9 protein-coding genes are annotated in these 15,030 nt (G+C 62.6%); 7 read left to right on the forward strand and 2 right to left on the reverse strand.

Annotated elements, in window-relative coordinates; all coding sequences use genetic code 11:
• Positions 1 to 59: 59 nt before the first annotated feature.
• The 5 genes from LG385_RS05850 (at position 60) to LG385_RS05870 (ending at position 9,200) form a co-directional block, all read left to right on the forward strand.
• Positions 60 to 1,226: an efflux RND transporter periplasmic adaptor subunit gene (locus tag LG385_RS05850; protein ID WP_225773148.1), complete on the forward strand. Its 1,167-nt coding sequence runs from the start codon at positions 60 to 62 to the stop codon at positions 1,224 to 1,226.
• The gene (locus tag LG385_RS05855; protein WP_225773151.1) at positions 1,226 to 4,345 is read left to right on the forward strand and encodes an efflux RND transporter permease subunit; all 3,120 of its coding nucleotides are present in this window, start codon (positions 1,226 to 1,228) and stop codon (positions 4,343 to 4,345) included. The genes LG385_RS05850 and LG385_RS05855 overlap by 1 nt, the downstream gene beginning before the upstream one ends.
• Positions 4,346 to 4,399: 54 nt before the next feature.
• Entirely contained in the window at positions 4,400 to 6,916 is a 2,517-nt protein-coding gene (locus LG385_RS05860; protein WP_225773153.1) for a M10 family metallopeptidase C-terminal domain-containing protein, read from the forward strand.
• Between the two features lie 172 nt (positions 6,917 to 7,088).
• Entirely contained in the window at positions 7,089 to 8,387 is a 1,299-nt protein-coding gene (locus LG385_RS05865) for an MFS transporter (protein WP_225773155.1), read from the forward strand.
• Between the two features lie 36 nt (positions 8,388 to 8,423).
• Entirely contained in the window at positions 8,424 to 9,200 is a 777-nt protein-coding gene (locus LG385_RS05870) for a substrate-binding domain-containing protein (protein WP_225773158.1), read from the forward strand.
• Here the strand turns inward: LG385_RS05870 and LG385_RS05875 are convergent.
• A complete protein-coding gene (locus LG385_RS05875) occupies positions 9,186 to 10,094 on the reverse strand; it encodes a LysR family transcriptional regulator (protein ID WP_225773160.1) in 909 nt (302 codons plus the stop codon). The genes LG385_RS05870 and LG385_RS05875 overlap by 15 nt on opposite strands.
• A gap of 302 nt (positions 10,095 to 10,396) precedes the next feature.
• Here LG385_RS05875 and LG385_RS05880 point away from each other — a divergent pair, with 302 nt between their 5' ends.
• The gene (locus LG385_RS05880; RefSeq protein WP_263974678.1) at positions 10,397 to 13,036 is read left to right on the forward strand and encodes a M10 family metallopeptidase C-terminal domain-containing protein; all 2,640 of its coding nucleotides are present in this window, start codon (positions 10,397 to 10,399) and stop codon (positions 13,034 to 13,036) included.
• Positions 13,037 to 13,190: 154 nt separating this feature from the next.
• Positions 13,191 to 13,628 (forward strand): YqaA family protein, encoded by a 438-nt coding sequence (locus tag LG385_RS05890; RefSeq protein ID WP_225773162.1) that lies wholly within the window; start codon positions 13,191 to 13,193, stop codon positions 13,626 to 13,628.
• A 13-nt stretch (positions 13,629 to 13,641) separates the two neighbouring features.
• On the opposite strand, the gene chrA is transcribed toward LG385_RS05890, so the two are convergent.
• Complete coding sequence (chrA, locus tag LG385_RS05895) at positions 13,642 to 15,009, reverse strand: chromate efflux transporter (RefSeq protein ID WP_225773164.1); 1,368 nt, start codon at positions 15,007 to 15,009, stop codon at positions 13,642 to 13,644.
• Positions 15,010 to 15,030 lie beyond the last annotated feature (21 nt).

A 15,030-nucleotide genomic window follows, 5' to 3' on the forward strand; every position in this document is an offset into this window, starting at 1 on the left:
CTTTGTCTTAAAACGCCCGCTTGGCTTTAGCATGGCGCCACCTGTTCCGGAGTGCCGTGATGCCGTTGCCTACCCGTTGCGCCCTGTCCTGCTTGTTGATGACCGTATGCATGGCAATGCTCGCCGGTTGCGAGAAGCCAGCAGCATCAGCCGAGCAGGCGCCGCCTCCGCAAATCGCGGTCGAAACCGTGAGGCCGCAACTGCTCACGCTCACCACTGAACTCAATGGCCGGCTGGTATCGCCGCGCACGGCCGAGGTTCGGGCGCGTGTCGCTGGCATTGTGCTCAAGCGGGTGTATCGCGAAGGTAGCGACGTGAAGCAGGGCGACGTGCTGTTCCTGATCGATCCCGCCCCTTTCAAAGCAGATGTGGACAGCGCTGCGGCCGGCTTGAAAAAAGCCGAGGCCAACCGGTACCAGGCCCGCTTGCAGGCGCAACGCTACCGGGAACTGGCGACCTACGATGCCGTGAGCCGGCAGGAAGCTGAAAACGCCCGGGCGAACTACCTCCAGGCGGAGGCCGACGTCGATGCCAACCGCGCTGCCCTCGAGCGTGCGCGCCTGAACCTTGGCTACGCCACCGTAACGGCGCCTATTTCGGGGCGTACCAGCAAGGCACTGGTAACCGAGGGCGCGCTGGTGGGGCAGGGCGATACCACTGCGTTGGCGACCATCCAGCAACTGGAGCCGATCTATGCGGACGTGAACCAGACAACTCGGCAGATCGCCGAGCTGCGGCGTTCTCTACACAACGGCCAGGTGCAAGCACTGGGGCAGGAGCAAATCAGCGCAACGCTGCTTCAGGAAGACGGCTCTGAGTATCCGCTCAAGGGCAAATTGCTGTTTTCCGACCTCACGGTGGACCAGAGCACAGGGCAGATAACCCTTCGCAGCCAGTTCCCTAATCCGCAGAAGGAATTGCTCCCCGGTAGCTTCATCCGTGTGCGGCTGGACCAGGCGCGAAGCGCCCAAGGTATTACCGTTGCACAGCGGGCCGTGCAGCGCGATGCGGCCGGCAAGGCGTTCGTGCTGATCGTCGACACTGAGGACAAGGTGCGGGAGCGGCCGGTCGAGTTGGGTGCCGTGCAGCGAAACCGTTGGGTTGTACAGGCGGGGCTGAGCGCGGGCGACCGGGTAGTCGTCGAAGGGCTGCAGCATGCCCAGGCGGGGATGGTGGTTCAGGCACAGGAGGCCACCTTGGCAACCGGGCCCGGGGAGCAACGCTGATGGCACAGTTTTTTATCGGGCGGCCTGTGTTCGCCTGGGTAATTGCGCTGTTCATTGCACTTGTGGGGTTGCTCGCGCTTCCCAATCTGCCGGTGGCCCAGTACCCCAGCGTGGCACCGCCGCAGATCGAACTCACGGCAACCTACCCAGGGGCTTCTGCCCAAACCATCGACGAAAGTGTGGTGAGCCTGATCGAGCAGGAGCTGAACGGGGTCGACCACCTCTTGTATTTCAGTTCCAGCAGCAGCCAGAACACCGCGACCATTACTGTGACGTTCAAGCCCGGCACCGACCCGGAGCTGGCCAAGGTGGATGTGCAAAACCGGCTCAAGGTGGTAGAGCCCCGGTTGCCTCGGGCAGTCACCCAACAAGGGTTGCAGATCGAGGAAACCTCGGCCGGGTTTCTGCTGTTCGCCACCCTGACGTCCACGGACGGGCGGCTGGACGAGATCGCGCTCAGTGACTACCTGGCCCGTAACGTGGTGAACGAACTTCGGCGTCTGGACGGGGTGGGCAAGGTGCAGTTGTTCGGCTCGGAGCGCGCCATGCGGATCTGGGTGGACCCTCAAAAGCTCATCGCTTACAACCTCACCCCCGGCGACGTCAGCCAGGCCATCGCCGCCCAGAACATCCAGGTGTCCGCTGGCGCTGTGGGTGATCTACCCGCTCCGGCGGGGCAGGAAGTCACTGCCACGGTGAGGGTGACGGGGCAGTTGAGTACACCTGAGGACTTCTCGGCTATCGTGCTCAAGGCCAACCGCAACGGTTCGAATGTGACCCTCGGTGACGTGGCCAGGGTAGAGGTGGGTGCGCAAAACTATAACTTTGCCACCCGCTTGAACGGCAATGCCTCGGTAGCGTTGGGCGTACAGCTGGCCCCTGCGGGGAACGCCATGAGCACCGCGACGCTTGTGCGGGACAGGCTCGAGGAGTTGTCCCGGTATTTCCCGGCGGGCGTGAAATACGACATCCCCTACGACACAGCGCCCTTCGTGAAGATTTCCATCACCAAGGTGATCCATACCCTGCTCGAAGCGATGGTGCTGGTATTCGTGGTGATGTTCCTTTTTCTCCAGAACATCCGCTACACGCTGATCCCGGCACTGGTGGTGCCCGTGGCCTTGCTGGGCACCTGTGCAACCATGCTGTTGCTCGGGTTCTCCATCAATGTGCTCACCCTGTTCGGCATGGTGCTGGCCATCGGTATCCTGGTGGACGATGCGATCGTGGTGGTGGAAAACGTAGAGCGGCTGATGGCGCAGGAAGGGTTATCCCCACGAGACGCCACCCGCAAGGCGATGACGGAAATCAGCGGCGCGATCATCGGTATTACCCTGGTGCTGACGGCCGTGTTTGTCCCCATGGCCTTCATGCCCGGCTCGGTGGGGGTGATCTACCAACAGTTTTCGCTCTCGATGGCGGTGGCCATCCTGTTTTCAGCATTCCTGGCGCTCAGCCTTACGCCAGCGCTCTGCGCCACGGTCATCAAACCGTTGCCGGCGGGGGGGCACCTGGAAAAGCGAGGGTTCTTTGGCGGCTTCAATCGCCGCTTCGATCGCATCAACCAGCGGTATGAGGGTTGGGTACGCAGCGCGGTGAACCGCGCAGGGCGGTACATGGTGGTGTTCGCCTTGCTCTGCGCGCTGATGGCCGTGCTCTTCGCGCGCTTGCCATCTTCCTTCCTGCCCACCGAGGACCAAGGCTATACCATCACCGACATCCAGCTGCCGCCCGGCGCCAGTCAGGCCCGGACCATCGAGGTGGCGCGCGGGATAGAAGCGCACAACGCGCAGGAACCGGGCGTGGACAACACGGTGATGATCCTCGGCTTCAGCTTCTCCGGGAGCGGGCAAAACGCTGCGCTGGCGTTTACCACGCTCAAGGACTGGGCCGAACGCGGGGCCGAGGATACAGCCCAGGCCATCGCGGATCGGGCCAGCGCCGCCTTTTCGGGCTTGAAGGATGCAATGGCCTTCAGCCTGCTGCCGCCGCCGATAGACGGGCTGGGCACGTCGGGCGGTTTCGAAGTAAGGCTTCAGGATCGCTCGGGGCAGGGGTACGACGCGCTGCGCCAGGCGCGCAATGAACTACTCGGCAAGGCCTTGCAAAGCAGCTTGCTACAGAACGTGCGGGAAGCCTCGCTCGCGGAAACGCCACAGGTCAACATCGAGGTGGACCGCCAGCAAGCCAATGCCATGGGTGTTTCCTTCGCTGATATCGCCAGCGTGCTGTCCATTGCCGTGGGCTCCGCCTATGTGAACGACTTCCCCAATGCGGGGCGGATGCAACAGGTGATCGTGCAGAGTGAAGGCGAGCATCGCCAACAGGTCGACGATCTGCTTCGGCTGGAGGTAAGGAACAGCGAGGGGCGAATGGTGCCTGTATCCGCCTTCGCCAAGGCGGTATGGGAGCGCGGGCCAGCCCAGCTCAATCGCTACAACGGCTACCCAGCGGTCAGCCTGTCCGGCGAGCCGTCTGCAGGCTACAGCACTGGCCAGGCCATGGAGGAAATGGAACGTCTTGCGGCTGGCCTGCCTCAGGGCTTCACGCTCGAGTGGACGGGGCTGTCGCTGCAGGAGCGCCTTTCCTCGGGCCAGGCGCCACTGCTGCTGGGGCTGTCCATGCTGGTGGTGTTCCTGTGCCTGGCCGCCCTCTACGAGAGCTGGGCAATCCCCGTCGCCGTGTTGCTGGTGGTGCCAGTGGGTGTGCTGGGGGCAGTGCTTGCCGTCACCCTGCGGGGCATGCCCAATGACGTGTTCTTCAAGGTGGGCCTGATTACCCTTATCGGGCTGTCTGCCAAGAACGCCATTCTTATCATCGAGTTTGCCAAAAGCCTGCATGAACAGGGCATGGACCGCATGGAGGCCGCTGTCCGGGCGGCGCGGCTACGCTTGCGGCCGATTGTGATGACCTCGCTGGCATTCATCCTGGGGGTAGTGCCGCTGGTATTCGCCACCGGGGCCAGCTCGGCCAGCCAGCAGGCCATTGGTACAGGGGTAATCGGGGGCATGCTCACCGCTACGTTTGCGGTCGTGTTCGTGCCCGTGTTCTTCGTGCTGGTGATGAGCGTAGTGGAGCGGCGGCGACGCAGGACCGCGCCGGTAGCCGCCCTGGATTGACACCCGGAGCCAGCCGCTACACTTCCAGCTTCGATCTCACCGAGAGTACAGGCAATGGCAGTGTTTCAGGCTAGCGATTACGGCGCGCTCGGCAACGGGCGCAGCGATGACACCCAGGCCCTGCAAGCGGCTATTGATGCAGCGGGCGCGGCGGGCGGCGGAACAGTACAGCTTACGCCCGGCACCTACCTCATCAGTGGCGACAACGGCGGCCCTGCCTTGACGCTGCCCGCCAACGTCATCATCGAAGGCCCGGCCGGCTATGGCACCGAGGTGGTGCTCAAGCTGGCGGGCGGGGCGCAGGATACCAGCGCCCTCCTGAGCAGTGCGGGTGACAACACAGGCGCACGCTTTCTGACCCTCGACGGCAACCGCAGCAACACCAGTGGCGAGGTGAGCGGTTGGGTAAACGGAGACAGCAGCGGCGTGGTGCTGGACCGGGTTGTGGCACAGGAATTATCCGGCTATGGCCTTGATCTGCGCGCAGAGGGTAGCCAGGTCACGGTTACCCGAGCCTATGTGCAGAATAACGGCGCCGACGGCATCGTCGCGTCAGGGCTGGTGGATAGCCAACTGAGCGATACCATTGTGCGCGACAACGATGGCAATGGCTTGAACCTGACCGGCCCACTGGCGGTGGCGGGCCTTGTCAGCACGCAGAACACGGGCAACGGCGTGCTACTGCAGGGCGCTGGCGCCAGCCTGGTAGGAGGCAGCGTCAGCAGTAACGGGCTGGACGGCGTGCACTTGAACGGTACCGAGAATGCCAGCCTGCAATACGTGACCCTCACGGGCCGCCAGGGCACCTTGATTCAGGCAGACGGCGCTGAGGGTACGGTGCTGGCCCACAACCAGTTTCTGCTCAGCGGCACCGCCACTGCCGTGGCGCTGGAGAGCAGCACGTCCACCCAGGTGAGCGAAAACGCCTTCCTGAACTGGCTGGCGAGCGACGGTAACGCAGCCCCTGTCAGCGTGGTAGAAACCGGGCAAAGCAATGCCACGCAGGTGGCGGGCAACTACGTAGCCCAAGGCATTGGCGCGCCGGTGATCGAAGGGGCGAACAGCGTGCTGCTCACCAATACCTCTACCCTGTTCAGCCACGGTACCGCGCAAGCGGACACCATCGATTACTACAGCACTACGGTACCGGTGGATCGCGTAGTGGACGGCGGCGCGGGAGATGACCGGATCAACGCAGGCGTGGGCGACATCACGCTCATCGGCGGCGAGGGCAGAGATGTGTTGTGGGGTACGGGCACCCACGAGGGCAGCGTGACCTTCCGTTACCAGAGCCTTGCAGACAGCTACCGCAGCGCAACCGCTACTTACGCCGACCAACTACGTGGTTTCAATGTAACCACTGACAAGATCGACGTGACCGGCCTGGGGTTCACCGGCCTCGGGGACGGGCACGAGGGCACCCTGGCCCTGGTGTACAACGCGGACAAGGACGTGACCTACCTCAAAAGCTACGACACCGATAGCGAGGGGCGCCGTTTTGAAATTGGCCTAGTGGGCGATTACCGCGGGCTGCTCACCGATGACAATTTCCAGGCCAGCATTACGGGCACTGATAGCAGCGACACCTTGTACGGCACTACCCAAGGCGAGGAAACCCTGCTGGGCGGGGCCGGCCGCGATAACCTCTACGGGCGCGGCAGCGCTGACCGCCTCGACGGTGGCGCCGGCGGTGACCGGCTGAGCGGTGGGGCGGGGGCAGATACCTTTGTGTTCTCCAACCTGTCCGACAGCCAGATCACTGCACAAGGTGGCACTGCTGGGCGGGACCAGATCATCGACTTCGACAGCAATAGCGGCGACCGCCTCGATGTTTCCGCCTTGGGCTTCACTGCGCTGGGTGACGGCACCGGCACCACCCTGGCGTTGGCCTACGACAGCGCGAATGACCTCACCCGGCTGTATTCGGCCCAGGCGGGCGGAGATGGCGCACATTTCGAAGCCGTGTTTAGCGGCGATCAGGTGGCCGCGCTGGAGCGCGGCGGGATCGACTTCGCCTGGGTCGATCAGGGGCGCGTCGTTGTCAGTTCGCCTATGGAGAGCCTGTATCAGAGCGGTACCGCGGGGCCCGATACGCTGACAGGCGGTAACGCTTCGGACGTACTGAATGGCGGCGCTGGAAATGATCGGCTGACAGGCGGTGCCAACCGCGACAGCCTCACCGGCGGGGAAGGGAGCGATCGCCTGATCGGTGGCAGCGGCGACGACTTGTTCTACGTATCTTCGGTCTCGGAAAGTTATCGCACGGGCACCAGCAGCCACAGTGACCTCATCACGGATTTCGCCCAGGGCAATGACCGGCTGGTGCTCAGCGGCCTGGGCTATACCGACCTGGGTGATGGTACCCACGGCACGTTGAACGTGAGCTACAACGCCACGCTGGACCGTACCTACCTGCGGGACTTAACGGTCGACGATCAGGGGCGCTCATTTCAGCTCACGTTCGTGGGGGACCAGACCGCGACGCTGACGTACAACCATATCGAGTGGGGGCCTGCCACCGTAACTGCAGACCTGACCCTGCTAGGGCAGGCGGCCAGCGACCTGGCTTGATCCTGCAGGTTAACCACCGGAGCCCCTGTGCGCCCTGACGTCGGGGCTTCGGTGCATTGATCGCATGTGTGCATCAATTTATGAGAAATGAACGCTTATCCATCCTGCTAATGTGGCAGAGAATCCTTGCAACAAGCGCTTACAAACATTCCAAAAGTCGCTGGAGAATAATATGCAAGGGTCTACTACCTCGGCGCCCGCCGTTAAATCCAAAGCGGGAGCGGTGTTCCGGGTTACCTCCGGAAACTTCCTCGAGCAGTTCGATTTTTTCCTCTTCGGCTTTTATGCCACGCAAATCGCCGCTGCTTTTTTCCCCGCGTCCAACGAGTTCGCTTCATTGATGATGACCTTCGCCGTCTTCGGCGCCGGCTTCCTCATGCGACCACTCGGCGCGGTGATCCTGGGTGCCTACATCGACGACGTGGGCCGCCGGAAGGGGCTGATCGTTACCTTGTCGATCATGGCCAGTGGCACCTTGCTGATCGTGCTGGTGCCCGGGTACGCGAGCATCGGCTTATGGGCGCCGGCGCTGGTGCTGCTGGGTCGGCTGCTTCAAGGCTTTTCGGCAGGCGCCGAACTTGGCGGTGTGTCGGTTTACCTGGCTGAAATGGCCACACCGGGCCGCAAGGGCTTTTATGCGAGCTGGCAGTCGGCCAGCCAGCAGGTGGCGATCGTGGTGGCCGCAGCCCTTGGCTATGCGCTCAATCAGTGGATGGCACCGGTGGACATCGCCGCATGGGGCTGGCGCATTCCGTTCGCGGTCGGCTGCGTGATCATCCCGTTCATTTTCCTGCTGCGCCGCAGCCTGGCCGAGACCGAAGCCTTCCAGGCCCGTACCCACCGGCCTACCATGAAAGCCGTGTTCCGGACGTTGCTGGACGACGCCAGTATCGTGATCCTTGGCATGCTGATGGTGGCCATGACCACTACGGCGTTTTACCTCATTACGGTGTACGCCCCCACGTTCGGCAAATCCGTCCTGCAGTTGAGCACCGCCGATGCCTTGATGGTGACGCTGCTGGTTGGCGTGTCGAACTTCTTCTGGTTGCCTATCGGCGGCATGCTCAGCGACCGCTTCGGCCGCAAGACACTATTGGCGGCCATGTCGTTGCTCGCTGCCATCACCGCCTACCCGGCGCTGTCGTACCTGGCTCAGCAGCCAAGCTTTGCGCATATGCTCAAAGTATTGCTGTGGCTGTCCTTCCTGTACGGCATCTACAACGGCGCGATGATTCCGGCGCTGACCGAGATCATGCCGGTGGAGGTGCGGGTTGCCGGCTTCTCGCTGGCCTACAGTTTGGCGACCGCCGTGTTCGGCGGGTTCACGCCGGCGATCTCCACTTGGCTCATTCACATCACGGGGGACAAGGCCGCGCCGGCCTACTGGATGATCTTCGCGGCGATCTGCGCGTTCTGCGCCACCCTGGTGCTGTACCGCCGCCTGCGCCTTGGCGCGCCCGTTCCGGCTTGAGCCCAACGTTCATCACACAACAAGGAAGCGCTGCAGATGCATTCTCTGTCCAAATCACTTTCGTTTCTTGCCCTGGCCTGCGCGGTTGTGTCGCCTCTGGCACACGCCGAGGAGCTGACGGTCATGACCTCGGGCGGTTTCACCGCGGCTTATCAACGCCTTGGCCCGCAGTACAGCGAGCAAAGCGGCGACACCTTGAAAACCGTGCTGGGCCCATCCATGGGCAAGGCCCCGGAAGCCATCCCTAACCGGCTGGCTCGCGGCGAGCATGCCGATGCGGTAATCATGGTGGGCTATGCGCTGGATGAATTGATCAAGCAAGGCAAGGTCGATCCGGCCTCCCGCGTTGAGCTGGCTGATTCGCGTATCGGCATGGTGGTGAGGGCGGGTGCTGAAAAGCCCGCTATCGGCACCAATGCCGAGCTGAAAGAAACGCTGCTCAAGGCCCAGTCCGTGGCGTATTCGGACAGTGCCAGCGGCGTGTATATCGAAAAGGAGCTGTACAAGAAGCTGGGTATCCAGGACCAACTGGTGCCCAAAAGCAAGATGATCGAGCGCATTCCCGTGGCGTCGGTCGTTGCCACCGGCGACTACCAGTTGGGGTTCCAGCAAGTGGCTGAGCTGTTGCCGGTACCTGGCGTTACCTTTGTGGGCAAGATCCCGGAGGATGTGCAGTCGGTTACCCGTTTCGCCGGTGGGGTGCCCGTGAATGCCGAACACCCGGCTCAGGCCCGCAAGTTGCTGCAATACCTTGCCTCGCCGCAAGTGCAGGCAACGGTGCAGAAAACAGGGCTGGATTCAGTCTCCCACTGAACCTTGAGGCAGTAGCCGAACCAGCCGTTCGAGTTCGAGTGCCGCGGGGGTAAGGGTACGCCCGCGACGCTTGAGCAGGCCCATCTGGCGTACCACTTCAGGCTCCACCAGCGCCACGCTGGCCAATATAGGGTGGGCAGAAACGGGCATCGCGATGGAGGGCACCGCGGCAATGCCCAGGCCTGCCTCTACCAGGCCCAGCACCGTTGTGACATGCCGGGCCTCGCAGATGCTTTCCCTGGCTGGCGCAAGGTGGCGCAGTGCGCGGTCCAGCACCAGGCGGTTGCCCGAGCTCTTCGATAGCGCAATGTATTCATGCTCGTAGGCCTGCGCCCAGGTCACCTCTTCCAGCGCGGCCAGCGGGTGGTCCCGACGACAGGCGATCACGTAGCGCTCTTCGAGCAATGGGCTGAAGTCCACTTCCGGCGCCAGATTACCGCTGAAACTCACCCCGAAATCAGCTTCTCCCGACACGACCGCCGCACTCACTTCATTGGCCGAGGCGTCCACCAGGCGCACCTTGATCCTGGGGTATTGCGAGTGAAAACGCCGGATGGCATGGGGCATGAAGTAATACGCCGCCGACGGCACGCAGGCGATCACGAGCGTACCGGTGCGCATGGCGCTGCCGTCGCCGATGCTCAGCAGAGCGAGGTCCAGATCATCGAGCAAGCGTTCCACCTGAGGCAGGAACGCCCGGCCCATGTTGGTAAGCGACACCTTGCGAGTGGTGCGCTCGAACAACTTTACACCCAGCGCGGATTCCAGCTTTTCGATCCGCCGGCTCAAGGCCGACTGGGTAATGCGAACGGCTTCAGCGGCGCGCCGGAAATTGCCGGTCTCCACCACCGCGCGGAAAGCCTGAAGGTCGTTCAGATCGAAGTTGATGCTCACAGACGGTATTCACTGATCGGCGAAAGGGGAGGGCAGCATTGTACCGTTTCCCGGGTAAGCCCTTGGACGTCGAGCTTGGAGCACATTGCGATATTTCCTTGTTGCGGTAGACAGCGGCGGGATAGGCGCCAGGCGTCATGATTGCCGTAGGCTTCATGCCTGGGTTGGGCTCAGCGCCTGAGGCGTGGCCTGAACTTTTTCAGGGGTTGCACACTCAGTTTCTGGATCCCGGCCCTGTTCCGTTCAGCCCGTAGTCGAGCGGTCGCCCTTCCTACCCCGAGTATTCAAGGAACCCCGCTACCATGGCGACGACGTTTAACGTGTTGGACTACGGTGCCAAGGGCGACGGTGTGAGCGACGATACTGCAGCCATCCAGGCGGCTATCAATGCCGCAGCGAAAGCGGGGGGCGGCGAAGTGTATCTCCCCGGGGGCACTTACATCCTCAGTGGCCCAAACAGCGATGGCGGCTGCCTGACCCTCAAAAGCAACGTTGTGCTCAACGGTGAACGCCTAGGCCTCACCACGCTCAAGCTGGCTGACGATTCCAGCGCCGATGTGGCGGGGCTGATCCATACCGTAGCCAACGCCAACACTTCGAACGCGACCATCAGCAACCTCACCCTGGACGGCAACAAGGCCAACACCAGCGGGACAGTTGACGGCATCGTCACCGGTAGCGCGACCGGTGACACAGCGCATACCACCGGGCTCACCATTGCTGGTGTGGAAATGCAGAACTTCAGTGGCGACGGGCTACGCGCCCAGGCGCTCACCACCTATTCACAGGTGTTTGATAGCGTTGCCCATGACAACGACGGCGATGGCTTTGCCACCGAGTTCAAGGTCGAGCCGGTGCGCCCGGATGACATCACGTTCACCGACAACAAGGCCTACGGTAATGGTGGTGACGGGTTCGATGTGGTCGCAGGCTCAGGAAACTTCAGCCCCTTTACGTTCTCGAGCAACGACGCTTACGACAACGCTGGCAACGGTATCTTGCTGACTGGTGTGGCGTCGCAGCATCTGTATGTCCCAGGCGGCATCGTTGGAGGCACGGTGTATGGCAACGGTGGTGCTGGCATTCAGCTTCAGGGGTTCCAGGGCATCGGTGTGAGCCATACCGAGGTGTATGACAATGGCAAGGAAGGCATTGCCTTGCTCGGTACCGACTATGCGGCGGTTTACCAGAACTACATCCATGACAACGCGCAGGCTGGCGCTGCGGCCGAGATCCTCGTGGATACCTTTACCAGCGCTGAAGGGCAAACCTACGCGGCCGACAAACACTACGACCTAGTAGATAACGTTATTGTCGGCAGCGACCAATCGACCTATGGCCTGGAGGATCGCTATGCCGCCGAGGGCTCCTATTACCGCGCGCTCTACGGCAACGTCATCAGTAATACGCAACAAGGGCAGGTGATCAGTGACCTTGATCATGTGACCACGTATTCGCAAAAAACCACGTTTACCTTCGTGGGCAGCGATGGCGCCGACCACCTTGTGGGTACGCCGAGCGCGGAAGTGATGCACGCTGGGCGCGGCCGCGACGTGTTGATGGGCGGTGCTGGCGACGATGTACTGGACGGTGGCCAGGGCGCCGATCGCCTCACCGGCGGCGCCGGTGACGATGTGTTTGTGTATGCCCGCCGGCAGGACAGCTACGCCAGTGCCGCCGGCACTACCCATGACCGCATCCTGGATTTCGATTCGGCTCACGATCAACTGGACCTCACGGCACTTCGCCTGAAAGGGCTGGGGGATGGCCACAACGGCACCTTGCTGCTCAGCTATGACAGCAGCAACAACACCACCTACCTGCAAAGCCTGGACGCCGACGCCGATGGCTACCGTTTCAAACTGGCGCTCAGCGGCGACTACCGGGACAGCCTCACCGACGCCAACTTCTACGGCCGTTGGGACGGCAGCAGCCATGCCGACACCTTCACTACCACACGTGAGGGCGGCGCATTGCTGGTAGGGCGAGCGGGGGACGATACCCTTGGCGGTGGCTCGGGCGACGACCGCTTGGAAGGTGATGCCGGCGCCGACCGGCTGACAGGTGGAGACGGGCACGACACCTTCGTTTACAAGGCACTGGCCGACAGCTATGTGAACGACACGGATGGCACTCGACACGTCGACCTGTTGACGGACTTCAGCCAAGGGCAAGGCGACCTGATCGACGTTTCGGCGTTAGGCTTCACGGGTATTGGCAACGGCCACAATGGCACCTTGACCTGGTCTTATGACAATGACACCGGGTTGACCACAATCGAGTCCCTTGACGCCGATGCTGCGGGAAATCGCTTCGCCCTCACGCTGCTCACAGGCTTTCTGAACGATGGCCGGGGAACCACCGCTGACGCTTTCACCTTTGCACCCTCCACGCCCGATCCAAACGTCGAGCACGAGTGGGCAGCCGTCTCGGGCTCCTCTGGCAGCCCTCTGAATGAACGTCTGTTGGGCAGTGATAACTTCGATGCCCTGTGGGGCGGCGCCGGCGACGATGTGCTGATTGGCGGTGGCGGCTCTGATCAGTTGCACGGCGAAAGCGGTGCCGACACCTTCGTGTACCAGAACGTCAGCGACAGCTACCATGGCGCCGCTGATCTGATCGGTGACTCTCTGTTCAGCGACTTTCTGGTATCGGCGGACCGTATCGACGTATCCGCACTGGGCTTCACCGGGCTCGGCGACGGCAATAACGGAACCTTGAAGCTGTCCTATAGCGCTACCACAGACCGTACCTACGTCCAGTCCAACGAGGCCGACAGCGACGGCCTTAAATTCGAAGTGGCACTGGCGGGCGATTTCCGGGAAACACTCACGGCCGGGAACTTCGTGTTTGCCCCAACGGCGGCTGCGGCTGCGGAGGTTCAGGGCGCTGACGTCGCTATTCTGGGCGTGGCACATACTGATCAGGCGCACATTGCCTGACCTGTGTGTGCAAGCGTGTAGCCTCTGGCACCTCATGATAATTGGGGTGCCTTGGGCGGTGGTATCCATGCTGCCCATAACAGAGCGCGCGAGGAAGATGATCACCACCACATTAGCCATTACCCGGCTTGGCCTCACCGCCTGAGGCCTGTGCATGTTCGAAATCACCAGCTACTTCGGCCTGTTCCTGGCAGCATTCGGCGCCGCCACGCTGCTGCCTATGCAATCGGAGGCCGTGCTTGCGGGCATGTTGCTCTCGGGCGCCTATGCGCCACAGTTATTACTGGGCGTGGCCACGGTGGGGAATGTGATGGGTTCGGTGGCGAATTGGCTGCTTGGCCGAGGTGTCGAGCGCTTCCGGCACAAGCGATGGTTTCCGGTCAGCGAGGGCAAACTTGCAAAAGCGCAGCGGGCCTACCAGCGCTATGGGTACTGGTCCTTGCTCCTTAGCTGGGTGCCGGTGATAGGTGACCCGCTCACGGTGGTGGCGGGGACGATGCGCGAGCCGCTGTGGCGGTTTGTGCTCATCGTCACGCTGGCCAAGGGTGGCCGCTACCTGTTGCTTGCTGCAATGATCTTGAATAGCCGTTGAGCCGCCGTGGCCGCTACGCCTCAAGGCTAGCGATATACACGATCAGGCCCAGCACGCCGCAGGCCACAAGCACCTGGATCACGCTGCGTTTGTAGCGGAAGAGGGCGAGCGCGGCGCCGGCACCAATAACCAGTGCCGGCCAATCCAGCTCGCCTTCCAGGCCTTTGGGCCACAGTACGTGGTAGGCAAAGAAAATCGCTAGATTGAGAATCACGCCCACCACGGCGGCGGTGATGCCAGTAAGCGGTGCCGTGAATTTAAGTTCGTTATGCGTGGCCTCGACCAGCGGGCCGCCTGCCAGAATGAACAGGAACGAGGGCAGGAAGGTAAACCAGGTGACCAGGCTGGCAGCCAGCGCGCCCGCGAGAAACGCATGATGTTCACCGAACATGGGCTGCAGATAAGCGCCGACGAAGCCTACGAACGCTACCACCATGATCAGCGGCCCAGGGGTGGTTTCGCCCAGCGCCAGGCCGTCGATCATTTGCGTAGGTGATAGCCAGCCGTAGTGCCCCACCGCGCCCTGGTACACGTAGGGCAGCACCGCGTAGGCGCCGCCGAAGGTCAACAGCGCCGCCTTGGTAAAGAACCAGCCCATCTGCGTTAGCGTACCGCCCCAGCCGAACACCGCCGTCAGCACGCCCATGGGTAAAGCCCACAACACCCCACCGATGACGGCCAGCCCAAGCAGGCGCCGCCATTGGAACACGGCATGTGCGGGGGTAGGGGTGTGGTCGTCGATCAGCGCCGGGCCATACGTGTTCTTCCCACCGCCGTGGCCCCCGATGGTGAAGTGCGCGGGCGCCAGCCGCCCTCCGGCATAGCCCAGCACCGCGGCCGCGAGCACGATGAGCGGGAATGGCACGTTGAAGGCAAAGGTCGCCACGAGCGACGCCGCTGCCATCGCCCACAGCCAGCCGTTTCTTAGTGCCCGTGAGCCGATCCGGTAGGCCGAATGCACCACGATCGCCGTGACGGCGGGTTTGAGCCCGTAGAACACCCCGGCCACCAGCGGCGCATTCCCAAAGGCGATATACACCCAGGACAGCGCGATCAGGATGAACAGCGACGGCAGCACGAACAGCCCGCCGGCGATCGCACCGCCCCAGCTACGGTGCATCAGCCAGCCGATGTAGGTCGCCAGTTGCTGCGCTTCCGGGCCTGGCAGCAACATGCAGTAGCTCAAGGCATGGAGAAACCGCTTCTCCGAGATCCAGCGCCGGCGTTCCACCAGCTCCTGGTGCATGATCGAAATCTGCCCCGCCGGCCCGCCGAAGCTGATAAACCCCAGCTTGAGCCAGAACCACAGGGCCTGGGTGATCGTTATGGGGGCTGGCGGGGCAAGGCTTTCCGACGTGTCGCCCGAACGCTGGTTATCCATCCGCCTTGTCGCCTCCCTGGA

The organism is Pseudomonas sp. Marseille-Q5115 (assembly GCF_916618905.1).
In the GTDB taxonomy this organism is placed as follows: domain Bacteria; phylum Pseudomonadota; class Gammaproteobacteria; order Pseudomonadales; family Pseudomonadaceae; genus Aquipseudomonas; species Aquipseudomonas japonica_A.

What these genes read in the sequence shown, in the direction of transcription:
- LG385_RS05880 (WP_263974678.1), top strand. Translation starts at nt 10,397, where the DNA reads ATGGCGACGACGTTTAACGTGTTGGACTACGGTGCCAAGGGCGACGGT.
- LG385_RS05865 (WP_225773155.1), top strand. Translation starts at nt 7,089, where the DNA reads ATGCAAGGGTCTACTACCTCGGCGCCCGCCGTTAAATCCAAAGCGGGA.
- LG385_RS05860 (WP_225773153.1), top strand. Translation starts at nt 4,400, where the DNA reads ATGGCAGTGTTTCAGGCTAGCGATTACGGCGCGCTCGGCAACGGGCGC.
- LG385_RS05890 (WP_225773162.1), top strand. Translation starts at nt 13,191, where the DNA reads ATGTTCGAAATCACCAGCTACTTCGGCCTGTTCCTGGCAGCATTCGGC.
- LG385_RS05855 (WP_225773151.1), top strand. Translation starts at nt 1,226, where the DNA reads ATGGCACAGTTTTTTATCGGGCGGCCTGTGTTCGCCTGGGTAATTGCG.
- LG385_RS05850 (WP_225773148.1), top strand. Translation starts at nt 60, where the DNA reads ATGCCGTTGCCTACCCGTTGCGCCCTGTCCTGCTTGTTGATGACCGTA.
- chrA (WP_225773164.1), bottom strand. Translation starts at nt 15,009, where the DNA reads ATGGATAACCAGCGTTCGGGCGACACGTCGGAAAGCCTTGCCCCGCCA.
- LG385_RS05870 (WP_225773158.1), top strand. Translation starts at nt 8,424, where the DNA reads ATGCATTCTCTGTCCAAATCACTTTCGTTTCTTGCCCTGGCCTGCGCG.